Annotated in this window: 23 protein-coding genes; 19 read left to right on the forward strand and 4 right to left on the reverse strand. The window is 57.6% G+C overall.

Annotated elements, in window-relative coordinates; all coding sequences use genetic code 11:
* The first annotated feature begins 10 nt into the window (after positions 1 to 10).
* Positions 11 to 808: a hypothetical protein gene (locus H0484_RS09570; RefSeq protein ID WP_226954347.1), complete on the forward strand. Its 798-nt coding sequence runs from the start codon at positions 11 to 13 to the stop codon at positions 806 to 808.
* Positions 809 to 847: 39 nt separating this feature from the next.
* Here the strand turns inward: H0484_RS09570 and gph are convergent, their stop codons facing one another.
* The 3 genes from gph to ompA form a co-directional block, all read right to left on the reverse strand.
* Complete coding sequence (gph, locus tag H0484_RS09575; protein WP_226954348.1) at positions 848 to 1528, reverse strand: phosphoglycolate phosphatase; 681 nt, start codon at positions 1526 to 1528, stop codon at positions 848 to 850.
* Positions 1529 to 1537: 9 nt separating this feature from the next.
* Positions 1538 to 2263: a bifunctional 2-polyprenyl-6-hydroxyphenol methylase/3-demethylubiquinol 3-O-methyltransferase UbiG gene (gene ubiG / locus H0484_RS09580; RefSeq protein WP_226954449.1), complete on the reverse strand. Its 726-nt coding sequence runs from the start codon at positions 2261 to 2263 to the stop codon at positions 1538 to 1540.
* Between the two features lie 166 nt (positions 2264 to 2429).
* On the reverse strand, positions 2430 to 3017 hold the full coding sequence (gene ompA / locus H0484_RS09585) for an outer membrane protein OmpA (protein ID WP_226954349.1): 588 nt from the start codon (positions 3015 to 3017) through the stop codon (positions 2430 to 2432).
* A gap of 449 nt (positions 3018 to 3466) precedes the next feature.
* Here ompA and gyrA point away from each other — a divergent pair, with 449 nt between their 5' ends.
* The 14 genes from gyrA to cysM all read left to right on the forward strand — a co-directional run bounded on the left by gyrA (position 3467) and on the right by cysM (position 18849).
* A complete protein-coding gene (gyrA, locus tag H0484_RS09590) occupies positions 3467 to 6178 on the forward strand; it encodes a DNA gyrase subunit A (RefSeq protein ID WP_226954350.1) in 2712 nt (903 codons plus the stop codon).
* Positions 6175 to 7308 (forward strand): 3-phosphoserine/phosphohydroxythreonine transaminase, encoded by a 1134-nt coding sequence (gene serC, locus H0484_RS09595; protein WP_226954351.1) that lies wholly within the window; start codon positions 6175 to 6177, stop codon positions 7306 to 7308. Before gyrA ends, serC begins: the two co-directional genes overlap by 4 nt.
* Positions 7301 to 8389 carry a prephenate dehydratase gene (gene pheA, locus H0484_RS09600; protein ID WP_226954352.1) on the forward strand — a complete coding sequence of 363 codons (1089 nt, stop codon included), beginning with the start codon at positions 7301 to 7303 and terminating at the stop codon, positions 8387 to 8389. Before serC ends, pheA begins: the two co-directional genes overlap by 8 nt.
* Before the next feature lie 8 nt (positions 8390 to 8397).
* Positions 8398 to 9312, forward strand: coding sequence for a prephenate dehydrogenase (locus tag H0484_RS09605; protein ID WP_226954353.1), 915 nt, complete (start codon positions 8398 to 8400; stop codon positions 9310 to 9312).
* Positions 9309 to 10652 carry a 3-phosphoshikimate 1-carboxyvinyltransferase gene (gene aroA / locus H0484_RS09610; RefSeq protein ID WP_226954354.1) on the forward strand — a complete coding sequence of 448 codons (1344 nt, stop codon included), beginning with the start codon at positions 9309 to 9311 and terminating at the stop codon, positions 10650 to 10652. Before H0484_RS09605 ends, aroA begins: the two co-directional genes overlap by 4 nt.
* Positions 10649 to 11329 carry a (d)CMP kinase gene (gene cmk / locus H0484_RS09615; RefSeq protein ID WP_226954355.1) on the forward strand — a complete coding sequence of 227 codons (681 nt, stop codon included), beginning with the start codon at positions 10649 to 10651 and terminating at the stop codon, positions 11327 to 11329. Before aroA ends, cmk begins: the two co-directional genes overlap by 4 nt.
* Positions 11330 to 11455: 126 nt before the next feature.
* On the forward strand, positions 11456 to 13171 hold the full coding sequence (rpsA, locus tag H0484_RS09620) for a 30S ribosomal protein S1 (RefSeq protein WP_226954356.1): 1716 nt from the start codon (positions 11456 to 11458) through the stop codon (positions 13169 to 13171).
* 5 nt (positions 13172 to 13176) lie between these two features.
* The gene (locus H0484_RS09625; RefSeq protein ID WP_315859946.1) at positions 13177 to 13491 is read left to right on the forward strand and encodes an integration host factor subunit beta; all 315 of its coding nucleotides are present in this window, start codon (positions 13177 to 13179) and stop codon (positions 13489 to 13491) included.
* Between the two features lie 243 nt (positions 13492 to 13734).
* The gene (locus H0484_RS09630; protein ID WP_226954450.1) at positions 13735 to 14067 is read left to right on the forward strand and encodes a lipopolysaccharide assembly protein LapA domain-containing protein; all 333 of its coding nucleotides are present in this window, start codon (positions 13735 to 13737) and stop codon (positions 14065 to 14067) included.
* A gap of 15 nt (positions 14068 to 14082) precedes the next feature.
* Complete coding sequence (gene lapB / locus H0484_RS09635; RefSeq protein ID WP_226954357.1) at positions 14083 to 15303, forward strand: lipopolysaccharide assembly protein LapB; 1221 nt, start codon at positions 14083 to 14085, stop codon at positions 15301 to 15303.
* Positions 15300 to 16229: a D-glycero-beta-D-manno-heptose-7-phosphate kinase gene (rfaE1, locus tag H0484_RS09640; RefSeq protein ID WP_226954358.1), complete on the forward strand. Its 930-nt coding sequence runs from the start codon at positions 15300 to 15302 to the stop codon at positions 16227 to 16229. The genes lapB and rfaE1 overlap by 4 nt, the downstream gene beginning before the upstream one ends.
* Positions 16226 to 17221: an ADP-glyceromanno-heptose 6-epimerase gene (gene rfaD, locus H0484_RS09645; RefSeq protein ID WP_226954359.1), complete on the forward strand. Its 996-nt coding sequence runs from the start codon at positions 16226 to 16228 to the stop codon at positions 17219 to 17221. Before rfaE1 ends, rfaD begins: the two co-directional genes overlap by 4 nt.
* Before the next feature lie 156 nt (positions 17222 to 17377).
* Entirely contained in the window at positions 17378 to 17890 is a 513-nt protein-coding gene (locus H0484_RS09650) for a ComEA family DNA-binding protein (RefSeq protein ID WP_226954360.1), read from the forward strand.
* Positions 17891 to 17931: 41 nt separating this feature from the next.
* Positions 17932 to 18849 carry a cysteine synthase CysM gene (cysM, locus tag H0484_RS09655; protein ID WP_226954361.1) on the forward strand — a complete coding sequence of 306 codons (918 nt, stop codon included), beginning with the start codon at positions 17932 to 17934 and terminating at the stop codon, positions 18847 to 18849.
* 9 nt (positions 18850 to 18858) lie between these two features.
* On the opposite strand, the gene mltB is transcribed toward cysM, so the two are convergent.
* Positions 18859 to 19959 carry a lytic murein transglycosylase B gene (gene mltB / locus H0484_RS09660; protein ID WP_226954362.1) on the reverse strand — a complete coding sequence of 367 codons (1101 nt, stop codon included), beginning with the start codon at positions 19957 to 19959 and terminating at the stop codon, positions 18859 to 18861.
* 11 nt (positions 19960 to 19970) lie between these two features.
* Here mltB and H0484_RS09665 point away from each other — a divergent pair, with 11 nt between their 5' ends.
* The 4 genes from H0484_RS09665 to H0484_RS09680 all read left to right on the forward strand — a co-directional run bounded on the left by H0484_RS09665 (position 19971) and on the right by H0484_RS09680 (position 23577).
* On the forward strand, positions 19971 to 20894 hold the full coding sequence (locus H0484_RS09665) for a histone deacetylase family protein (RefSeq protein WP_226954363.1): 924 nt from the start codon (positions 19971 to 19973) through the stop codon (positions 20892 to 20894).
* Positions 20895 to 20991: 97 nt separating this feature from the next.
* Complete coding sequence (locus H0484_RS09670; protein WP_226954364.1) at positions 20992 to 21741, forward strand: electron transfer flavoprotein subunit beta/FixA family protein; 750 nt, start codon at positions 20992 to 20994, stop codon at positions 21739 to 21741.
* Between the two features lie 2 nt (positions 21742 to 21743).
* The gene (locus tag H0484_RS09675; protein ID WP_226954365.1) at positions 21744 to 22673 is read left to right on the forward strand and encodes an electron transfer flavoprotein subunit alpha/FixB family protein; all 930 of its coding nucleotides are present in this window, start codon (positions 21744 to 21746) and stop codon (positions 22671 to 22673) included.
* 262 nt (positions 22674 to 22935) lie between these two features.
* Complete coding sequence (locus H0484_RS09680) at positions 22936 to 23577, forward strand: peroxiredoxin (protein WP_226954366.1); 642 nt, start codon at positions 22936 to 22938, stop codon at positions 23575 to 23577.
* The last annotated feature ends 149 nt before the right edge of the window (positions 23578 to 23726 follow it).

Genomic DNA, 23726 nt, shown 5'->3' on the forward strand with positions numbered 1-23726 from the left:
AGCTAGGATAATGAATGAGCGCGCAGATGTGCCGCTGGAGCGGCTGGAGGCGCGGGCCATCAGTCTATGTGCCGACGCTCAAGCGGAAACCGGCTTATTCGAGATCGATGGCCAGACTTTTGTGTTCAAACGCGGGCGACCGAAATCTTGGGCGACGGCACGGGCCTGCCTGGCAGCGATAGGCTGTCGCCTTGCGTTTGGCGAGTGGGTGGCCCCAGGGCAATTGCGCACGGGTGGCATACGCCAAGAGGCCGCACGCCTGCGTGAGCTGAGCCGTGAGGGTCGGCGTGTTCCCTTGGTGCTGTTTCAGAACGACGAGTGTTTGGTACTGTCTTATGTAGGTCAGAGCTTCGACGAGATTGTCGAGCATCTCTCGGCTGCAGAAAAAATCACCCTGTTTGAAAGGCTCGCTGATGATCTGGCTGCCTGGCACGTAAAGGGTTGTTGGCACGGCGGGGCGCAGCTTCGCAACGTGACCGAGCAGGCTGACGGCTTTTACCGCATCGACTTCGAAGAGCGTCATGGCTATGCCTTGTCGGTAGCGGCTACTCGGGCGTACGACGTTTTTCTATATTTTGGTGACGCTTTCTCGCATCTGGACGAGAGCGAAGTGCTGCCACAGGGGGGCGCACTGTTGCAACGCTATCTGAACCAGGTGCAAGACCCCTCGCTTGTGCTGATGCTGCGCCGTTTAAGTCGGCTGTTGCGGCCCATGGTATGGCTTTCTAAGCGCTGCCCGAGGCTCACGCGTAAGCGTGATGCCCAGCGCATTGTCAGGGTTGCACGAGTTTTGCAGGCTGTGCTTTAACCCCGTTGCGGCTTACAGCGCGGGGTGGCAACAGTCGAATCAGGCAGTGCCCTTGTTGGACGCTGCGGAAAGCTTCTGCACCGCTTGCCAGATATCGGCGGGGCTATCTGCCACGGCGTCAGCTTGCCAGTCAGGAATTTCCTCGGGGCAGCCGTAGCCGTAGCGAATGGCAATGGTTGGCATGCCTGCCGCCTTGCCGGCGACGATATCGCGAGCGTCATCACCTACATAAAGGCAATCGTGGGGTTCGAAACCGGCTTGTTGTGCCGCATATAACAGGGGAGCAGGATGCGGCTTGGCGTGGCCGGCGGTGTCTCCGCCCACTATGGCTGCGCTTTCTGTTTCGAGGCCCAGGTGTCGAATGATGGGTCTGGCCAGGTATTCCAGCTTATTGGTCACTATGCCCCAGGCGTGGCCATGGTTATGGATGGTGTCCAGTAGTTCGCGTACGCCGGGAAACAGAGCTGCATGTTGATTCATGCAGCTCTCGTAGTCGGCGAGAAACTGAAGGCGGTGAGCCTCGTAGTTAGGGTCTTCGGGCACAAGACCCAGCGCGACGCGCAATAGGCCACGCGCCCCCTGAGAGGCCATAGGACGCAATTGCTCGTAAGGCAAAGGGGGCAGACCCTGACGTTCGCGTTGTTGGTTGGCGGCAAGCGCCAGATCGGGGGCCGTGTCGGCTAATGTGCCATCGAAATCAAACAGTACCAGTTTACGCATGTCGCAGTTTTAAGCCTTTTTCCGGGTCGCCATCAGGTAGTTGACCGAGGTGTCATTGGACAGTGAATAGTGATCAGTAATGGGGTTATACGACATGCCCTTCATGCCATGCACGTCCAGGTTCGACATTCTTGCCGAGGCCGCCAGCTCGCTGGGTTTGATGAAGCTTTCGTATTGATGCGTGCCGCGAGGTAGGAGACGCAAGATGTATTCGGCGCCTACGATGGCAAACAGGAAGGATTTTGGGTTGCGGTTCAGGGTGGAAAAAAACACCCAGCCGCCAGGTTTGACCAACTGCGAGCAGGCACGCACGATAGATGTGGGGTCGGGTACGTGCTCCAGCATTTCCATGCAGGTGACGATATCGAAACTGGCGGGCTGCTGTTGGGCGAGCGTCTCTACACTGATGAGCTGGTAATCAACCGGTACACCTGATTCCAGCCCATGCAAGCGGGCAATCTGCAGCGATTTTTCGGCTAAATCTATACCGGTGACGTGTGCCCCCTGGCGCGCCATGCCTTCGGCCAAAATGCCACCGCCGCATCCTACGTCCAGAACCTGCTTGCCTTGCAGGCCGGCGCTAAGATCCTGTATCCAGGCTTGGCGCAAAGGGTTGATGGCATGCAGGGGCTTGAATTCGCTTTCGGGGTCCCACCAGCGAGAGGCCAGTGCGCTGAACTTGTCGAGCTCAGCCTGATCGACGTTGGAGGGGGCGGCGGAAGTGGGCGAGGTCATGGGGTATTCCTGAAGGCCACGCACAGAGGCGGCTAGCATGGCTTGATGATAAGGCTAGCTGGAATTGTACTAGGCAAAGGCGAGTGCAGGCCAAAAAGCAAAGACCCCGCCGAAGCGGGGCCTTTGAACCGTGACAGCCTGTAATGCTGCAGGCTGTGAAACGAAATTAACGGCGGGTGCCGACGATTTCGATTTCTACGCGACGGTTTTGAGCGCGACCGGCGGCGGTAGCGTTGCTGGCGACGGGGTCAGCTTTGCCCTTGCCTTCGGTGTAGATACGGTTGGGATCGATGCCCTTGCTGACCAAGTAGTCCTTGACCGCAGCTGCACGACGCTTGGACAGGCCCAAGTTGTATTCAACCGTACCGATGGAGTCGGTGTAGCCGACAGCGATAATGGTTTCGAGGTTCAGGTTGGCGGCTTGAGCAGCGACTTGATCCAGCACTTGACGGCCTTCAGGCTTGAGTGTGGACTTGTCGAAGTCGAAGAACGTGTCTGCGTTCAGGACGACTTTGCTGGCTGCAGGAGCGACGACAGGAGCGGGAGCTTGCTGAGCGACGGGCACGCCGTCACACCCGGGGATACCGGTTGCGGGCGTCCAGAAGGCATCGCGCCAGCACAGTTCGTTGGTGCCGTTTTTCCAGACATCACCGTAAGGGTTTTGCCAGTTGTCGACAGTTTGCGCCGAAGCTGCGCCCGCTGCCGAAAAGGCGGCGATGGCAAGCGCCATTGCGAATTTGGAGGGTTTATTCATGTTTCTCCTCGTTGAGCTTGATGCTGGTAGGTGAGCGCAGCGAACCTCCGCCGCTTAAATAAAATCGTGCCCAGTATAGCAATGCCTAGAAGAACAGTAAAAGAGTCCAATGCAAAACAATTTAAACGAATTGCAGTGGCAATACCGCGCTTGGAGTGCTTGCCTTACCGAAAGTTCCGGGCGTTATCAGAGCCCATGATATGGCATTTCGACTCATTTGCATGAGTCACAGAGCCTCGCCATAGGGTTAGGGGGGTATTTATTCTGCTGTGGCAGCGTAAAGCGTTGGTTTTGGGCAACAATGTGTTGGGCGTGGCCCCGGTGATCGGCCAAAGCCGCACTTAGCCCCTGAATCCATGGCAAGTAACTGGAAATGCTAGAATTTCCTATTTGCTTGTGCCGGATGGCTGGGCCCGACTTGGTTTTCCTGTAGGGATATTTAGGGACTCATGGATTCTTTCGCCAAAGAAACACTGCCGATTTCTCTTGAAGAAGAGATGCGCCGCAGTTACCTGGACTACGCCATGAGCGTCATCGTCGGCCGAGCGTTGCCCGATGTGCGCGATGGCCTCAAACCCGTTCATAGGCGTGTGTTGTACGCCATGCACGAGCTCAACAACGACTGGAACCGGCCTTATAAGAAGTCGGCGCGTATTGTCGGTGACGTCATCGGTAAATATCACCCTCATGGCGACCAAGCGGTATACGACACCATTGTGCGTATGGCTCAGGATTTCTCGCTGCGCTATATGTTGGTAGATGGTCAGGGCAACTTTGGCTCAGTCGACGGTGACGGAGCCGCTGCCATGCGGTATACCGAAATCCGTCTTTCCAAAATTGCTCACGAGTTATTGGCTGACATCGACCAGGAAACCGTCGATTTTGCGCCTAACTACGATGGTAGCGAACAAGAGCCCACTTTGCTTCCGGCTCGCCTGCCTAACCTGCTGGTCAACGGCAGTTCGGGCATTGCAGTGGGCATGGCCACGAATATTCCGCCGCATAACCTGGCTGAAGTCATAGAGGGCTGCCTTTACTGTCTGCGTAATCCCGAATGTTCCATAGATGAACTTATCGAACGCATTCCCGCGCCCGATTTTCCTACCGGCGGCATCATTTATGGCATGTCCGGCGTGCGAGAAGGTTATCGCACCGGGCGTGGCCGGGTCATCATGCGGGCAAAGGCTCACTTCGAAGACCTCGAAAAAGGCAATCGTCAGGCCATTGTGGTGGACGCGATTCCCTACCAGGTCAACAAAAAGTCCTTGCAGGAACGCATTGCCGAACTCGTCAACGAAAAGAAAATAGAGGGTATTTCTGATATTCGTGACGAGTCCGACAAAGACGGTATGCGTTTGGTCATCGAGCTCAAGCGCGGCGAGGTTCCCGAGGTCGTACTCAATAACCTCTATAAAAACACGCAGTTGCAAGACACCTTCGGGATGAACCTGGTGGCGCTGGTCGACGGCCAGCCCCGCTTGCTCAACCTGAAGCAAATGATTGAGTACTTCTTGGCGCATCGCCGTGAAGTCGTGACGCGCAGAACGGTTTACAAGTTGCGCAAAGCGCGCGACCGTGGCCACGTGCTGGAAGGCCTGGCTGTGGCGCTGGCCAACATCGATGATTTCATCGCTATCATCAAGGCGGCTCCGACGCCGCCGGTGGCCCGTGAAGAAATCATGTCGCGCTCTTGGGATTCCTCTTTGGTGCGCGAGATGTTGCAACGGGCGGACCAGGGCGTTACGCCGGGTGGTCGTTCGGCCTACCGACCCGAGAGCCTGCTCGAGAGCTATGGCTTGCAAGCCGATGGCATGTACCGCCTCAGCGACGTGCAGGCGCAGGAAATCCTGAACATGCGCCTGCAGCGCCTGACCGGGCTTGAGCAAGACAAAATCATCGGCGAGTATCGTGACGTTATGGCCGAAATCGCTGATTTGCTGGATATTCTGGCCAAGCCTGAACGTATCACCCAGATTATTGGTGACGAGTTGCTGGCTATCAAGGCCGAGTTCAGCACCAATGTCAAAGACACCCGTCGCTCCGAGGTCGAATACAACGCCACCGAACTGGATACCGAAGACCTGATCACGCCCACCGACATGGTGGTCACGCTGTCGCAGGCCGGCTATATCAAGAGCCAGCCTTTGTCCGAGTACCGCTCGCAGCGGCGCGGCGGGCGCGGCAAGCAGGCCACCACGATGAAGGAAAACGACTGGATAGACCAGCTCTTCATCGCCAATACCCACGATTACCTGTTGTGCTTCTCCGATCGCGGGCGTGTCTACTGGCTCAAGGTGTGGGAAGTCCCGCAAGGTTCGCGTAACTCGCGTGGTCGCCCCATCGTCAATATGTTCCCGCTGGTCGACGGCGAGAAGATCACCGTCGTGCTGGCCGTCAAGGCATTCTGCGAAGATCATTACGTGTTCATGGCGACTTCCCGCGGCACCGTCAAGAAAACGCCGCTGTCCGATTTCTCCAATCCGCGCAAGGCAGGCATTATTGCCGTGGCGTTGGACGAGGGCGATTACCTGATCGGCGCTGATCTTACCGATGGCAAGCACGATGTCATGTTGTTCTCCGATGCGGGCAAGGCTGTGCGCTTCGACGAAAACGATGTGCGTCCGATGGGCCGTACGGCACGGGGCGTGCGCGGCATGACCCTCGAAGACAGCCAGCAGGTCATCTCGCTGTTGGTGGCAGAAGTCCAGCCGGAAGGCGAAACCACGGCTGAGCCTGGCGACGAGGCCGTAGGCCGTGTTGCCCCCAGCGTGTTGACCGCCACCGAAAACGGCTTTGGCAAACGCACCGCCATTGCCGAATACACCCGCCATGGTCGTGGCACCAAGGGCATGATCGCCATCCAGACCACCGCTCGTAACGGCAAGGTGGTGGGCGCCGTGCTGGTGCGTCCCAGCGACGAAATCATGCTCATCACCACAGGCGGTGTGCTGGTGCGCACGCGTGTGTCCGAGATCCGTGAAATGGGCCGCGCCACCCAGGGCGTTACCCTCATCAGTGTGGACGACAACAGCACGCTTTCCGGTGTGCGTCGTGTGGTCGAAAGCGATGCCGACGTCGATGACGAAGACATCCTGGAAGATGTGCAGGCCGAAGGCGGCGATGAGTCTCAGGGCGACGCTTCCGAGCAGGAGCCGTCATGAGCAACAGGCCCTGGAATTTTTCGGCGGGCCCTTCGGTCTTGCCGGTAGAGGTGTTGCAGACGGCGGCCCAGGAAATGCTGGATTGGCATGGCAGCGGCATGTCGGTGATGGAAATGAGCCATCGCGGCAAGCAGTTCATGCAGATCTGCTCAGAAGCCGAAGCCGACCTGCGCAGCTTGCTCGGGCTCTCTGATGAGTTTGCCGTGTTGTTCACGACGGGCGGGGCCATCGGCCAGAACGCCATCGTTCCCTTGAACCTCATGGGTCGCAATGGGGCGGGCAAGGCTGATTACATCGTCTCGGGCTCGTGGTCCAAAAAATCCTGGCAAGAGGCCCAGCGCTATGGCGACGCCCAAGTGGCGGCCAGCAGCGGCCAGGCGGTCGAGTTGGATGGCCAGGCCTGCGAAGCCTGGACGTGGTTTCCGGATCCGGCTACCTGGAATGTGCGCGCCGATGCGGCTTATCTGCACTATTGCAGCAATGAAACCATAGGCGGTGTCGAGTTTGCGGATTGGCCCGACATGGCTCAATTGGGCAAGGGCGATGTGCCAGTGGTCGTCGATGCTTCCTCCAATATCCTGTCGCGGCCCATGGATTATTCGCGCATCGGCATGGCCTATGCCGGCGCCCAGAAGAACGCCGGTCCGGCTGGTGTGACGCTGGTGGTGGTGCGCCGTGATCTGCTGGGTCATGCCTTGCCCATCTGCCCCTCGGCTTTCGATTATGCGCAAGTGGCGCAGGCGGGCTCCATGTACAACACGCCGCCCACCTATGCCATCTATGTGGCGGGGCTGGTGTTCCGCTGGCTGCGAGAGCAGGGCGGTGTGGCCGCCATCGAGCAGCGCAATATCGCCAAATCCAAGCTGCTTTACGATTTCATCGATCAGTCGGGTTTTTACGTCAATCGCGTGCATTCGCGCTTCCGTTCGCGCATGAATGTGCCTTTCCAGTTGGTCGACGAGTCCCTGACGGATGCCTTCCTCAAGCAGGCAGGCGAAGCTCAGTTGTTGCAGCTCAAGGGGCACAAGAGCGTAGGCGGCATGCGTGCCTCCATCTACAACGCCTTGCCCCTGCAGGCCGTGCAGGCGCTGGTGGATTTCATGCGTGACTTCGAGAAACGACATGGTTGATGACGCTCTCAAAGCGCAACTGCAGCCGTTGCGCGAGAAAATCGATGCGCTCGATGCCCAGTTGCTTGATCTGCTGAACCAGCGCGCCGCCGTGGCGCTGCAGGTCGGCGAGGTCAAGCATGCTTTCGATGCGGGCGGCCCTGTGCTCAAGCCCGAGCGCGAGGCCAGCCTCGTGCGCCATCTGCAGCAGATCAATGGTGGGCCGTTCCCTTCGGCAGCCATTCCCTCCGTCTGGACGGAAATCGTGTCTGCCTGCCGTGGGCTGGAAAGCCCGCTGACGGTTGCGTATCTTGGGCCGCAGGGGTCTTTCTCCGAGCAGGCTGCTTTCGAGCATTTTGGTCATGCCGTGGTGCCTATGCGCTGCGAGAGTTTTGACGAAATCTTCCGTTCCGTCGAGTCCGGGCAGGCCCAAGTGGGCATGGTGCCTGTCGAAAACTCGACCGAAGGCGCGGTCAGCCGCACGCTGGATCTGCTCCTGAATTCTTCGCTCAAGGTGATGGGCGAGCGCTCGCTGCGCATTCAGCATTGCTTGATGACGCAAAGCGGTACCATGCACGGTGTCACGCGAGTGATGGCGCATCCGCAGGCGCTGGCCCAGTGCCAGGGGTGGTTGGCCAAGCGCTATCCCGATCTGCCCTGGGAGGCTGCGCCCAGCAATTCCGAGGCCGCCCGTCTGGCGGCCCAGGATGCTTCCATTGCCGCCATTGCCGGCGCTTCTGCTGCCGGTGCCTGGGGGTTGCAGTTTGTGGCCGAGGGCATACAGGACGACCCGCACAATCGCACGCGCTTTCTGGCCGTGGGTAAAGATGTGGTCGCACCCAGCGGCAATGACAAGACCAGCCTGATCCTGGCGGTGCCCAACCGTTCCGGCGCTGTCTACGACATGCTGGCGCCGCTGGCCGAGAACGGCGTCTCCATGACGCGCCTGGAGTCTCGGCCTGCGCGTACCGGGCAGTGGGAATACTATTTCTACATCGATATCCTGGGGCATGCCGCTGACGAAGCCGTAGGCCGTGCCGTGGCACAGCTCAAGGCGCGTGCCGCCTTCTTCAAGCTGCTGGGTTCCTATCCGACACAATAGGGGGCAGCATGACGCATTCCTCCTCTGATTTGCAGGGCTCTGCCGCCGGGCAGCCCTTGCTGGATACCGTGGCCATTGTCGGCGTGGGGCTGATCGGTGGTTCGTTTGCCGCTGCCTTGCGCCGTCGTGGCCTGGCAAAACGCATCGTCGGGGCAGGGCGCAGCCGCGCCACCTTGATGCAAGCCAAACAACTGGGGCTGATCGACGAGATCGTCAGTCTGCCAGAGGCGGCGCAGCAAGCCGACCTGATTCTGCTGGCGGCACCGGTCGGTGCCATGATCAACCTGTTCGAGCAATTGTTGCCGACCTTGCGGGCCGACACGCTGATCACTGATGCAGGCAGTACCAAAGAAGACGTTGTCGCGGCAGCTCGCCAGGCCTTGGGTGATCGAGTAGGGCAGTTTGTGCCGGGGCATCCGATTGCGGGTGCCGAGGCCAGCGGCCCGCAGGCTGCGCAGGCGGATCTCTACGAAGGTCGCGTGGTGGTGTTGACGCCGCTGCCCGAAAATTCGCCGCCGCAACGCGAGCGGTTGGAAAATGTCTGGCGCGCTGTGGGCGCTCGCGTTGTGCTGATGTCGGCTCAGGCGCATGATCGCGCCCTGGCGTCGGTCAGCCACGTGCCGCACTTTCTGTCGTCGGTGTACATGCATCAGGTATTGGCTTCCGAGGATGCGGACAGCCGCTTGAGCCTGGCCGGCACAGGCTTTCGCGATTTCACGCGCATTGCGGCGGGTTCCGCCGAAATGTGGCGCGATATCTTTCTGGCCAACCGCGACGCCGTGCTGGCCGAACTTGCGCTGGTGCGAGCAAATTTAGAACAGGCTGAATCGGCTTTGCGTGAGCAGGACGGTCAAAGCTTGTTGCAGTTCCTTGAGCGCGCCGCGGTGGCGCGCCGATTGTGGGGTGGCAGGAGCCAATCATGAAACCGACTTCTACTTCCGCCAATACGCTAGTGCTTTCACGCGCACAACTTGCGCAAGGCGAGATCTCTTTACCGGGATCCAAAAGCATTTCTAATCGCGTGCTGCTGCTTGCGGCGCTGGCAAAAGGGCGCACGCGGCTATCCGGCTTGCTGGATTCCGACGACACGCGCGTCATGCTGGCCGCCTTGCGGCAGCTCGATGTAAAGCTGGAAGACCATGGCGACGGTCGTCTTGATGTCGAAGGCGGCCTCGCGCCAAGCAGCCAGCGTGAATCCATTTTTCTGGGTAATGCCGGTACGGCGTTTCGTCCCTTGACGGCTGCGTTGGCGATGTTGGGCGGCCACTACCATTTACACGGCGTTGCGCGCATGCACGAGCGCCCGATAGGCGACCTGGTGGACGCTTTGGTGGGCATAGGTGCGGATATTCGTTATGCGGGGAACGAGGGGTATCCTCCCTTGGATATTGCATCGGGAAGCATTCGCGGAGGGCAAGCGCTCAAGGTCAAAGGGTCGGTTTCCAGCCAGTTCCTGACTGCCTTGCTGTTGGCCTCCCCGCTGTGCACGGCATCGACCGGGCATCCGCTCATCATCGAGGTTGAGGGCGAGCTCATTTCTAAGCCGTATGTCTTGATTACGCTTAACTTGATGGCTCGTTTTGGGGTCGATGTACAGCGCGAAGGCTGGCATCGATTCATTGTGCCGGCTGCTTCCGCCTATGTGGCGCCGGGCGAGCTCGCCATCGAAGGCGATGCCTCGTCGGCCTCTTATTTCATGGCTTTAGGGGCCATAGGTGGCGGGCCGGTCAAAGTGCGCGGCGTGGGCTCGCGCAGCATTCAGGGCGATATTGCGTTTGCCGACGTATTGCAGCGCATGGGGGCTGTTGTTCAGTGGGAAACGGAATCCGTGCAGGTCAGCGGCGTGCAGGTTGCCAAGGGTGAACGCTTGAAGGCGTTTGACGAAGACTTCAACTTGATTCCCGATGCCGCCATGACGGCGGCGGCGCTGGCCATGTTCGCCGACGGTCCTTGCCTATTGCGCAATATTGCCAGTTGGCGTGTCAAAGAAACTGACCGGATCCACGCCATGCATACCGAACTTGCCCGCTTGGGCGCACAGGTAGAGTCTGGTCCGGACTGGTTGCGGGTGCATCCGATTGCAGATCATGCCTGGCGTGACGCCGCCATCGAAACCTACGATGACCACCGTATGGCCATGTGTTTCTCATTGGCTTCGTTCGGCCCGGCACGCGTGACGATTCTGGATCCGGCGTGCGTGGCCAAGACCTTCCCAGATTATTTCCAAGTTTTCCATTCGCTGATTCAGGAGCAGAGCGCATGAACTCCATACCCGTCATCACCATAGACGGGCCGACAGCCTCGGGTAAGGGCACGATTGCCCAGCATGTGGCAGAGGCACTGGGGTGGCATGTGCTTGATAGCGGCGCCCTATACCGCTTGGCGGCGCTGGCTTGCTTGCGTGCGCAAGTCGACCCGGCAGACCAGCAACAAGTGGCAAAGCAAGCAAGCAATCTGGATGTGCGTTTTGACAGTGCCGGTATCTGGATGCAGGGTCAAAACGTCTCGAACGATATTCGCCAAGAGGCAGTGGGTAACCTGGCCTCGCGTATCGCGGCTCAGCCCCCGCTTCGCGAGGCTTTGCTGGCTCGGCAGCGCGTTTTCCGGCAGGCGCCGGGGCTGGTTGCGGACGGTCGTGACATGGGTACCATCGTTTTCCCAGAAGCCCCCCTGAAAATATTCCTCGATGCCGATGCTGCATCGCGCGCGCAAAGGCGGTGTAAGCAGCTGAAGGAAAAGGGATTTTCTGCTAAAATCGATGAGCTAATTGCAGACATGGAAGCGCGCGATGCGCGTGACCGCAGTCGCAGCCACGCACCTTTGCGTGCCGCCAGCGACGCACACACCATCGACTCTTCGCATATGGGCGTCGAGGAAACGGTCAAGGCAGTGCTCGACCTTTGGTCGAAAACCAGTGCCCGCCATTTCGGTTTGTCATAGCGATCATGCCACTCGTTGTGGGTGGCAATCGTTAGCGGTCGATTTGTCGGGATATTATCCACTCCGCCTGGGGCTTTTTTACTTGGGCGTGTTATTTTCGGCCCCTTAAGGCCAACGGAATCTACGATGTCTTCCAACCAACTCACAGCTGCCGCCGGCGGCGAAAGCTTTGCAGCGCTTTTTGCTGAAAGCATCCAAAACCAGGACATGAAAGCCGGCGAAGTGATTTCCGCCGAAGTCCTGCGCATTGATCACAACTTCATCGTCGTCAATGCAGGCCTCAAGTCCGAAGCCTACATCCCCCTCGAAGAATTCCTCAACGATCAAGGCGAGATCGAGGTCGAAGCCGGTGACTTCGTATCGGTCGCCATTGACTCCCTCGAAAACGGCTACGGCGACACCATTTTGTCGCGTGATCGCGCCAAGCGCCTGTCCGCATGGCTGTCGCTCGAGCAAGCGCTCGAATCCGGCGAGCTGGTCACCGGTACCATTACCGGCAAGGTCAAGGGCGGTCTTACCGTCATGACCAACGCTATCCGTGCATTCTTGCCCGGTTCCCTGGTCGATCTGCGTCCTGTCAAGGACACCACGCCCTACGAGGGCAAGACCATGGAGTTCAAGGTCATCAAGCTCGACCGCAAGCGCAACAACGTTGTGTTGTCGCGTCGTGCCGTGCTCGAAGCCAGCATGGGCGAAGAGCGTCAAAAACTGCTCGAAACCCTGCAAGAAGGCGTGGTTGTCAAGGGCGTTGTCAAGAACATCACCGATTACGGCGCATTCGTCGATCTCGGCGGCATCGATGGCTTGCTGCACATCACCGACATGGCATGGCGCCGTGTCCGTCACCCCTCCGAAGTCCTGCAAGTGGGTCAGGAAATCGAAGCCAAGGTTCTCAAGTTCGACCAAGAGAAAAGCCGCGTCTCGCTGGGCGTCAAGCAATTGGGCGAAGATCCCTGGGTCGGTCTGGCTCGTCGCTACCCCCAAGGCACCCGCCTGTTCGGCAAGGTCACGAACCTTACCGACTACGGTGCATTCGTTGAAGTCGAAGCCGGCATCGAAGGCTTGGTGCACGTCTCCGAAATGGATTGGACCAACAAGAACGTCGATCCGCGCAAGGTTGTCACCCTGGGCGAAGAAGTCGAAGTCATGGTCCTGGAAATCGACGAAGACCGTCGCCGCATCTCGCTGGGCATGAAGCAGTGCCGTGCCAACCCATGGGAAGAGTTCTCCATCAACTTCAAGCGTGGCGACAAAGTCAGCGGCGCCATCAAGTCCATCACCGACTTCGGCGTTTTCGTTGGTCTGCCTGGTGGCATCGATGGTCTGGTGCACCTGTCCGATCTGTCTTGGGCTGATGCCGGCGAAGAAGCCGTTCGCAACTTCAAGAAAGGCGACGAAATCGAAGCCGTGGTTTTGGGTATCGACACCGACAAAGAACGCATCTCGCTGGGCATCAAGCAGCTGGAAGGCGACCCCTTCAACAACTTCGTGGCTACGCATGACAAGGGTGCCGTTGTACCTGGCGTCGTCAAGTCCGTCGAAGCCAAGGGCGCTGTCATCACCCTGTCCCTGGACGTCGAAGGCTACCTGCGTGCCTCCGAAATCTCCAGCGGTCGCGTTGAAGACGCCACCACGGCGCTTAACGTTGGCGACAACGTCGAAGCCATGATCATCCACGTTGATCGCAAGGCGCGTTCCATCCAGTTGTCCATCAAGGCTCGCGACAACGCTGAAACGGCTGACACCATCCAGCGCATGACGGAAGCCAGCGCCTCGTCGGGCACCACCAATCTGGGTGCTTTGCTCAAGGCCAAGCTTAACGAACAGCGCGACGACGGCTGATCGGCGTGACGAAGTCTGAGCTTATCGCGATGCTGGCCAGCCGCTATCCGCAGCTGGCCGTGCGCGATACGGACATTGCGGTCAAAACCGTTCTCGATGCCATGACCCAGGCTTTGGTCAATGGTCAACGCATCGAGATTCGCGGTTTTGGCAGTTTCTCTCTGTCCAAGCGTGCGCCCCGGGTGGGGCGCAACCCCAAGTCCGGCGAAACCGTCATGGTTCCCGGCAAGCAAGTCCCGCATTTCAAGGCTGGCAAAGAACTGCGTGAACGCGTCGATGCCGCGTTCGAAGCCAATAAGGCTGTGTCTACACCTGCTTAACTCAGGTTTGCTGCGGTCTTGGCACTCAGTGTCGCAAAATACCTCCGGCTCAGGTCGGGGGTATTTTTTTATCCTTGCTTTATGCGAGACAGCTATGGCCTTCATGCATAGGCTTTTCAAGATCGCCACCATGGGAGTGATCGGGCCTTGGGCGGCCCCGCTGCACCACCTTGTCATCACAGGCCTCACCGCTCTTGCTGATTCCCTTACAATTGCGGTATTCCCGCTATCTGGAGTCGAATGATGCGTTACGTGATCTGGGCCTTGCGCCTGCTGGTGTTTGTGCTGGTACTGCTTTTTGCCTTAAACAATACAGGCCCGGTAGACGTCACTTTCTACGCCGACTACGTATTGCATCAAGTGCCGCTCATCGTCGTCATGCTGGTCACTTTCATTGTGGGTGCGCTATTTGCGCTCTTGCTCATCCTGCCTTCTGCTTTGCGCCGCCGCCGCGAGGCTTCACGCCTGCGTCGCGAGCTCGAGAAAATGCGGCAACAGGCCAATAAGGTGCTGGGCGATGCGCCTAAGGCCCAGACGCCCGCGCCCGAGGTCGTCGCACCTTTGGCGCCCATGTAAGGCAGCGCTCGCATCATGGATTTTGAAACCTGGTGGCTGATTTTTGTCCCTATCCTATTTGCGTTGGGCTGGGTGGCCGCACGTGTAGACATCAGGCAAATGCTGTCCGAAACGCGCAATTTGCCTGATTCTTATTTCAAAGGGCTTAATTTCATCTTGAATGAAGAGCCTGATCGCGCCATCGATGCTTTTATCGAAGTCGCCAAGCTTGATCCCGAAACCACCGAATTGCACTTTGCCCTGGGCAGCCTGTTTCGGCGCCGTGGCGAAATGGAGCGCGCTATACGAGTGCATCAAAGCTTGCTGGCGCGTTCAGACTTGCCGCAAGCAGAACGAGAGCAAGCCCTGTATGAACTAGCCCACGATTTTCTTAAGGCCGGGATGCTGGATCGGGCAGAGCAAACCTTTCAACAAGTGCTGGAAACCCGCTATGCCGTGTCAGCCGTGCGAGCGCTTATTCGTATTTATGAGTCGGAACACGATTGGCCACGGGCTATTGATGCGGTACGTCGCCTCAGGGGCTTGGTGGATGAGCCTGTTCCGCAGTTGGCGCACTATCAGTGCGAATTGGCACAAGCGGCATTGGCGGTAAAACCGCCTGATATTCAAGAGGCGGTCGCTGCGTTGGATGCGGCCGAGCATGCGGCAAAGAAGCTGGTGGGCGACGGACAGGGTCAAGCGGCGATGACGCGCATTGCCATGTTGCGTGCCGGTGTGGCGCGCATGCAAGGCGAGTACGACGGCGAGCGTGTGTTTCTCGAATCGGTGCTTAGCGGCGCACCTGCCTATTCAGGCTTGGTGGCGGCTCAGTTGTACGAAAACTACCAACGTGGCGGGCAAAGCGCTCAGGGTTTGGCGCTGCTGCGTCAGCATTACCTGCGCCATCCCTCTTTGGATGTCTTCAACGTTGTATTTCGTGGTCTGCGGGAGCAGACTGGTCACGATCAAGCATGGGCGTTTGCGCGCGAAGCACTGCAGGCGCAGCCCTCTTTGCTTGGATTGGATCGTTTGCTCGAAGTCGAGCTGGCGGCTCCCGAAGGCGAGCGGGTGGCGGTGCAGGGGCAGTCTCTGGCTGACCTCGGGCTGTTGCGTAAGCTAATCCATAGGCATACGCAACGCCTTGATCGATATGCTTGTCGTGAGTGCGGCTTTGAAGCCCGACATTATTATTGGCAGTGCCCGGGCTGCAACGCCTGGGAAACCTATCAGCCCCGGCGTATCGAGGAAGCAGTATGAGTACATTTCCCATGCAGGCGGTAGCCGCCGCGCGGGTGTTGGTGGTTGGCGACCTGATGCTTGATCGCTATTGGTTTGGTGAAGTCGATCGCATTTCACCCGAGGCGCCGGTGCCCGTGGTCAAAGTGGCCAGACGCGAAGATCGCCTAGGTGGCGCAGCCAATGTGGCGCGCAATGTGGCCGCGCTGGGTGCGCAAGTCAGCTTGTTAGGCATTGTTGGCGACGATGAAGCAGGGCGTCAGATTGATGCGCTGTCTCAGCAGGCCGGCATACGCACTCAACTTTTGACCGATGTGGGTTTACACACCACGCTGAAAATGCGGGTGCTAGGAAGACAGCAGCAGTTATTGAGGGTCGACTTCGAAGAGCGTCCTGCCGCAGAGTCCCTGGCACAGTTGCAACAGGCTGTAGCCCAATGGTTGGCTCAGCACGATGTCCTGGTGCTTTCCGATTATGCCAAGGGCACTCTGCATGGCGTTAAAGCCTTGATCGATATGGCGCGACAAGCCGGCGTGCCGGTGCTTGTGGACCCCAAGGGGCGCGAGTACGAACAGTACGTGGGCGCGTCGGTTATTACCCCTAATCGGCTTGAAATGACCGAAGCCATAGGGGCTTGGCGCACCGAGGATGAACTGACAGCGCGGGCACAGGCACTGCGTGAACGCCTCCAGCTCGAAGCCTTGCTGGTCACGCGCTCAGAGCAAGGTATGACCTTGTTTACCGAGCAAGGGCGGCAACATGTGGATGCTCTGGCTCAAGAGGTTTTCGACGTCTCTGGGGCAGGGGATACCGTTTTGGCTACCTTGGCAGTGATGCGGGCTTCGGGTCTGGCTTGGTTCGACTCCGTTCAGTGGGCCAACAAGGCGGGCGGTATTGTGGTCGGAAAATTAGGTACGTCGGTCGTTACAGCAGGAGAACTAGCATGATCATCGTCACGGGCGCTGCGGGTTTCATAGGCAGCAATCTGGTACGCGGCTTGAACCGCTTGGGGCACACAGACATCCTGGTCGTAGACGACTTGGTCGAAGGCGACAAGTTCGTCAATATGGTGGATCTGAGTATTTCCGACTACATGGATAAGGACGATTTCCGCATCCGCCTGGCGCAAAATCGCTTACCCAAGATCGAAGCTATCTTGCATCAAGGCGCTTGCTCAGACACCACCGAGCGCAACGGCAAGTACATGCTCGACAACAACTATCGCGTCACGCTCGAGATTTTCGAATTCGCGCAAAAGCATAAAGTGCCTTTGCTGTACGCATCTTCCGCTGCGGTATATGGCGCCGGCCCGCAATACGTCGAAGACCTGCGCTTCGAAGCGCCGCTTAATGTGTACGGCTACTCTAAATATTTGTTCGATCAGGTGCTGCGTCGGCATCTAGACAACCTGACCGCACCTGTGGTGGGGCTGCGTTACTTCAATGTGTATGGCCCTGGTGAGCAGCATAAAGGCCGCATGGCTTCGGTGGCCTTTCACAATATGAACCAGTTTCGCGCCGAAGGTCATGTGCGCTTATTTGGGGGTTGGGATGGCTATGAGTCCGGCGGTCAGATGCGAGACTTCATCCACGTAGACGACGTGGTTTCAGTCAATATGTTTTTCCTCGAACGGCCCGATATCTCTGGGGTGTTCAATTGTGGCACCGGCAGGGCTCAGCCTTTCAACGATGTGGCGTCAACGGTGGTCAATACCTTGCGTCAGTCCCAGGGTGAAGAGCAGCTCTCATTGCCAGAGTTGGTTCAGCAAGGTTTGCTGCGCTATGTGCCTTTCCCCGACGACCTGAAAGGGCGTTATCAAAGCCATACCCAGGCTGATCTGTCGCGTCTGCGTAGCGTAGGCTATGACAAGCCTTTCATGACTGTGCAAGAGGGGGTTGCGGCTTACGCGCAGCATCTGGTTCAAACCGGGCGGCTCTGATCTGATTGGTTTTTCTCCACCATAGGCAAAACTACTGGTGGAGAAAAGTGTTCATTGGCGGCAGACGTGGGCTGTCCCGCGTTGCATGATGTTTGAACAGCGTGCCTTACCTATACGCACGCTGTGTTCCCAGCATCGTTCAACGGAGGCAGCATCATGAACCCATTTATCGATTCCACTTTAGCTGAGCCGCTGCAAGACGCCGCAGCACACTGGCCGAAAGGCGAGCGTGCATCTGGCGGCCCATCGCAAGGTAGGCCTTCGCGCATGGCACGCTTGTTAAGACGCCGTTCGCGCGCGCTTAAAAGCGATAAGGCGCGCTCTAAGCCCTCGGGTGTGGGGTTAAAACGCTTGGCGGGCAATGCTGTTGTGCTTTTGGGCCTAGCCTTGAGCGGCTCGGTTCCCGCTTGGGCTGTCGATGTAAATAGTGCGACTCAGGAATCTCTGCAAACCATACGTGGCATAGGGCCAAAAACGGCCCAGGCGATACTGGATGAACGTATGCGAGGTGGTGCATTCGACTCATTCGAAGACCTATCGGAACGCGTCAAGGGGATAGGGGCCAAAAAAGTGCAGTCGTTGCAGGCGGCAGGACTGAAACTTTCGGCGCCGCGCATGACGGCTTCACCTGATAAACCTGGTGTAAGCAAGTCTGTGGCCGGGCGCTAGCAAATTGGCAGCGTGGGCCACGCCCGGTGTATGATTTCGCGATGAAGCCAAATTATCCTACCCTAGAACAGACAATAGGGCGTACGCCCCTGGTGCGTTTGCAGCGTATTCCCGGCGATTTAGCCCAAGCGCGTGGCAACGTGATTCTTGCCAAGCTCGAAGGCAATAACCCTGCGGGTTCTGTCAAAGACCGCCCGGCCTTGTCCATGATAGTCAGGGCCGAGCAACGAGGCGAAATCCGGCCGGGAGATACGCTCATCGAAGCCACCAGTGGCAATACGGGTATTGCCTTGGCCATGGTGGCTGCGATACGCGGTTATCGCATGATTCTCATCATGCCAGACAATCTTTCCCTAGAGCGTCGTGCCGCGATGACAGCTTATGGCGCCGAGCTTATCCTCACCCCGGCGTCTCAGGGTGGCATGGAGTACGCCCGAGATCTGGCGCTACGCATGCAGTCCGAGGGCAAAGGTAAAGTGCTGGATCAATTCGGCAACGACGACAACCCCCAGGCACACATTGACACGACAGGGCCCGAGATCTGGCAGCAAACCGAAGGCCAAATTACGCACTTTGTCAGCGCCATGGGTACCACCGGCACCATCATGGGGGTGGCGGCCTATTTGCGTGACTGTAATGAGGCTATCCAGATAGTTGGGGCGCAGCCTGCGGAAGGGGCGCAAATTCCGGGTATACGCAAGTGGCCCGAAGCCTATTTGCCCAAGATTTATCATGCCGATCGTGTCCATGCCCTGGAGTACATCGGCCAGCCTGAAGCCGAGACCATGGCGCGCCGACTGGCCGCCGAAGAAGGCATATTTGCGGGGATATCTTCGGCTGGTGCCTTGGTGGCGGCATTGCGCGTGGCTGCCCGCGTGCAAAATGCCACCATCGTGTTCATCGTCTGCGACCGGGGTGACCGTTATCTTTCCACGGGTGTTTTCAATCAAGAAAGCTAGGCTATGCGCTTAGCGCGCAGCCAGCTTTCTGCGTTCAGACTCTAATGCTTGGGCCAGATCGGCCACCGACGCTGCGTAAAAATAGCTGCGGTTGTATTGTGTGATGGCAAAAAAATTGGGTGTGGCGGTACGGTATTCGGCGCGTTGTTGGGTTTCGTCAACCAAATCCACGACACCCAATTCATAGGTTTGCCAGGCTTGTGGTGAGCCGACCTGGGTGGTGGCACCCGCCAGTTTTAAGGTGTCCCAGGTAAGCGTGGGCTTCAGGCCGCCTGCTACCAATGTTTTGGCGTTAGCTGGGAGCTTGACCGGCGCAAACACCGGCAAACCGGGCTGCCAGCCATGCATAATCAAAAAATTGGCGACTGAAGCCACTACATCGGGGACGCTGCCATGAAGGTCTATGTGTTTGTCACCGTCGCCATCTACCGCATAAAGCTTCAGGCTGCCAGGCATGAACTGAGGCAGCCCGATAGCCCCTGCAAACGAGCCCTTGGCGCTTGTCGCGTCTAGTTGGCCGGCGTAATCCAATTCGATAAGGTCGGCCAGTTGTTCACGAAACATTTGCACACGTTCAGGGCGTGCGGGTTCGGGATGGCGGAAAGACAGTGTATAAAGAGCATCCAGTACTGAAAAACCACCGGTGTGGCGCCCGTAAACGGTCTCTACGCCTATGATGGCGACGATGATGGAGGCAGGCACGCCGTATTGCTTGGCAGTTTGCTCTAAGGTGTTTTGATGTTGCTGCCAAAACTCCAAGCCTGCGCGTATTCGTATGGGCTCAACCACACGCTTGCGATACACCGTCCAGCTGCGGCGTACGCGAGTGGTTTTTGCGGGCGACATGAGTTCGGCCACGCGCGCGTTATAACTGGCTTGGCTTAGCCGATTCTCGACATGGTTTACCGGTAGCTGCCGGGATTGTGCAACGTACAAGGCATAATCCTGTTCGCTGCTGCTTAGCGGCACCGAGGGCCTTGCCACTTGTGCTTGTGTGGGTTCCGGGGAAGACATTGCCGAGCCGGAGGCTGTAGGTGTACCAGGAGAGGCGGCGCAAGCGGTTAGCAACGCCAACAACGAAACTTGCAAAAACCCATTGGGCTTGAACATAATCATCCTTTATGCAGACGCTCTATATTACCCATCCCGCATGTCGATTGCACGACATGGGCGACTGGCATCCGGAATCGCCCGACAGGCTGGACGCCATTCAAGATCAGTTGATTGCGCAAGGCCTGCTGGATTTGCTGGATGAGCGGCAAGCCCAGCCAGCGCAGCCTACAGACGCGCTCCGTGTGCATGGGCAAAGTTACCTGCATCTTCTCGATATGTTGGCTCCCACTGAAGGGGTGGCGACGCTGGATGATGACACCCTGATGTGCGCTCATACGGCTGCGGCGATGTGGGCCGCAGCTGGGGCGGGTATGACTGCGGTAGACGCCATCATGGGAGGAGAGGCCCAAACTGCCTTCTGTTCCGTACGCCCACCCGGGCACCATGCGCGGCCCGAACAAGCCATGGGCTTCTGCTTCCTCAATAATGTTGCTATAACTGTAGCGTATACACTCGAAAAATACGGGTTAGAACGTATAGCAATTATTGATTTTGATGTGCATCATGGCAATGGAACAGCGGAAATGTTTGCTGGAAATGATAAAGTGCTAATGTGCGGAATCTTTCAAGAAAATATTTTTCCTGGTGTGTACGCTCAAAATAGTGGAAAAAACCTATTGAACCTACCCATGCACGCGGGCGCGAACGGCGAGCAGATGAGGCAACTGGTGCAGCAACATTGGTTACCCCGTCTCGAGGCCTTCCGGCCGCAATTGATTGTGGTTTCTGCAGGGTTTGACGCCCACCGGGATGATGACATGGCACAGCTTAACCTTAGCGATGGCGATTATCTCTGGCTCACAGAGCAAATCATGCAGGTGGCCGAACGCCATGCCTCAGGGCGGGTGATCAGCTTGCTTGAGGGGGGCTACGATTTGCCTGCCTTGGGGCGCTGTGTTGCACTGCACATAAAAAAGCTGGCAAACTTGTAGAATAAGGCGTTTTTACACTCGGGCCGTCTTCCCTAAACCATGGAAGCCCGCCATACCAAGAATTAGTCGTTCAATTTTTATCCGGAGGTAGTGCTCGATGAAGGTGCTGGTACCCGTCAAGCGCGTGGTTGATTACAACGTCAAGGTACGCGTCAAGTCCGATCAAAGCGACGTAGATATTGCTAACGTCAAAATGTCCATGAACCCCTTCGACGAAATTGCTGTCGAAGAAGCCACGCGCTTGCGCGAGCAGTCCGTGGCCACCGAGGTCGTTGCCGTTTCTTGCGGCGTGGCCCAAAGTCAGGAGACCCTTCGTACGGCTATGGCCATTGGTGCCGATCGTGCCGTGCTGGTGCAAACCGATGCTCAGTTGCAGCCATTGGCTGTTGCCAAACTGCTCAAAGCGGTCGTTGATAAAGAACAGCCTCAATTGGTTATCCTGGGCAAGCAGGCTATCGATGACGACGCCAACCAAACCGGTCAAATGCTTGCCGCGCTGCTAGATTGGCCGCAGGCTACCTTTGCCAGCAAGGTCGAAGTCACCGGTGATCGCGTCAAAGTCATTCGTGAAGTCGACGGCGGTCTGGAAACCCTGGACCTCAAGCTGCCGGCTATCATCACAACCGATCTGCGCTTGAACGAGCCGCGTTATGTCACGCTGCCCAACATCATGAAGGCCAAGAAAAAACCCCTCGAGACCCTCACCCCAGAGGAACTCGGTGTCGATGTCGCTCCCAGGCTGAAGACCTTAAAGGTCGCCGAGCCTCCGGCACGCGCAGCCGGTGTCGTGGTGCCTGATGTGGCGGCACTGGTCGACAAACTCAAGAACGAAGCAAAGGTGATCTGAACATGTCCATTCTCGTTATTGCAGAACACGACAATGCCCAACTGAAGGGCGCTACATTGAATGTATTGGCTGCCGCTGCCAAGCTGGGTGGCGACGTGCACGTGTTGGTGGCCGGTGCCAATGCGCAAGCGGTTGCTCAGCAGGCTGCGCAAGCTGTCGGCGTGGCCAAGGTGTTGGTTGCCGATGCACCCGCCCTCGAAAACGCATTGGCTGAAAACCTGGCCGCCCAGGTGTTGGCATTGGCTTCAGGCTATAGCCATATCTTGTTTGCTTCTACCGCCAGCGGCAAGAACGTAGCGCCTCGCGTGGCAGCTAAACTCGACGTTGCACAGATCTCCGACATCATTGCGGTCGATTCGGCAGACACCTTCCAGCGCCCCATCTACGCGGGTAACGCCATTGCAACGGTGCAGTCGGCTGACCCGGTCAAGGTCATTACCGTGCGTACCACGGGCTTTGACGCCGTGGCGGCTGAAGGCGGCCAAGCGGCCATCGAGAATGTAGATGCCGTGGCTGATACCGGTCTTTCCGCTTTTGTTAGCCGTGAAGTGGCCAAAAGCGATCGTCCCGAGCTGGCCGGCGCTCCTATCGTGGTCTCTGGTGGCCGCGGTTTGGGCAGTGCCGAGAACTTCAAGGTTGTCGAGGCCCTGGCAGACAAGCTCGGCGCAGCCGTGGGTGCTTCACGTGCGGCGGTCGATGCAGGCTACGCGCCCAACGATTGGCAAGTGGGTCAAACCGGCAAGATCGTTGCGCCTCAGTTGTACGTGGCGGTAGGTATTTCCGGCGCTATTCAGCATCTGGCCGGCATGAAAGATTCCAAGGTCATCGTTGCCATCAACAAAGATCCCGAAGCCCCGATTTTCGGCGTAGCCGATTACGGGCTGGTGGCTGATTTGTTCCAGGCCACACCTGAACTGACCAAGGCGCTGTAAGCGTCCATATGCCCCGCTACGGGCTCAAGTAAACCCGTAGCAGGTATAAATTCGTCATGTTGCACCCCAAAGGCTGAATTACCTTCCAGTCTTTGGGGTGTTTTCATATTCGGAGGGAGCCGCTTGTTAGTATTGTCTGGTTCCTCTAATTAAATATAAGCCATAAGAATATAAACAAGGGGAATTTTGATTTTTTGAAATAAAGTGGCACTATCATGAATGTGCTACGACCCTCATGTTTTCTCTTTTAAGGACGATCATCATGGCAACTCTGCGATTGGGCGATACCGCCCCCGACTTCGAACAAGACAGCAGCATCGGTCCTATACGCTTTCACGAGTTCTTGGGTGACAGCTGGGGCGTGTTGTTTTCGCACCCGGCCGACTACACGCCCGTGTGCACCACCGAACTAGGCTACACAGCCAAGTTGGCCGACGAATTCGCCAAACGTAATGTCAAAGTCTTGGCGCTCTCCGTTGATGATGCTCAGTCGCATAAGGGCTGGATAGACGACATCAACGATACGCAAAAGACCCAGGTTAATTTCCCCATCATTGCTGACGCAGACCGCAAGGTCTCCGAGCTGTACGACATGATTCACCCCAATGCCAGCGCTACCGTAACAGTGCGTTCGGTGTTTGTCATCGACCCAGCCAAAAAAGTCAGGCTAACCATTACTTACCCTGCCAGCACTGGGCGCAACTTCGACGAAATCCTGCGTGTCATCGATTCGCTGCAACTGACGGACAACTACAGCGTGGCAACGCCTGTCAACTGGAAGGATGGCGAAGACGTCATCATTGTTCCGTCCCTGAAGGACGAAGCCGTGTTGAAGGAAAAATTCCCCAAGGGCTACACCGTTGTTCGCCCTTATCTGCGTGTAACGCCTCAACCTAACAAGTAAAGGCCAGGCGCGCCTGGCTCATTACAGGCGGCCTACACCAAGCTTCACAGGCGCATGCCGGTCTAGCTTTTTTGGCTGGCCGGCATTTTTTATGAGAAAAATATTTTCAATTACTTATTTAAGAAGTAAAGTTTACTGCAGCGTAGAGT

The organism is Mesopusillimonas faecipullorum, from assembly GCF_020539505.1.
GTDB lineage: Bacteria > Pseudomonadota > Gammaproteobacteria > Burkholderiales > Burkholderiaceae_B > Mesopusillimonas > Mesopusillimonas faecipullorum.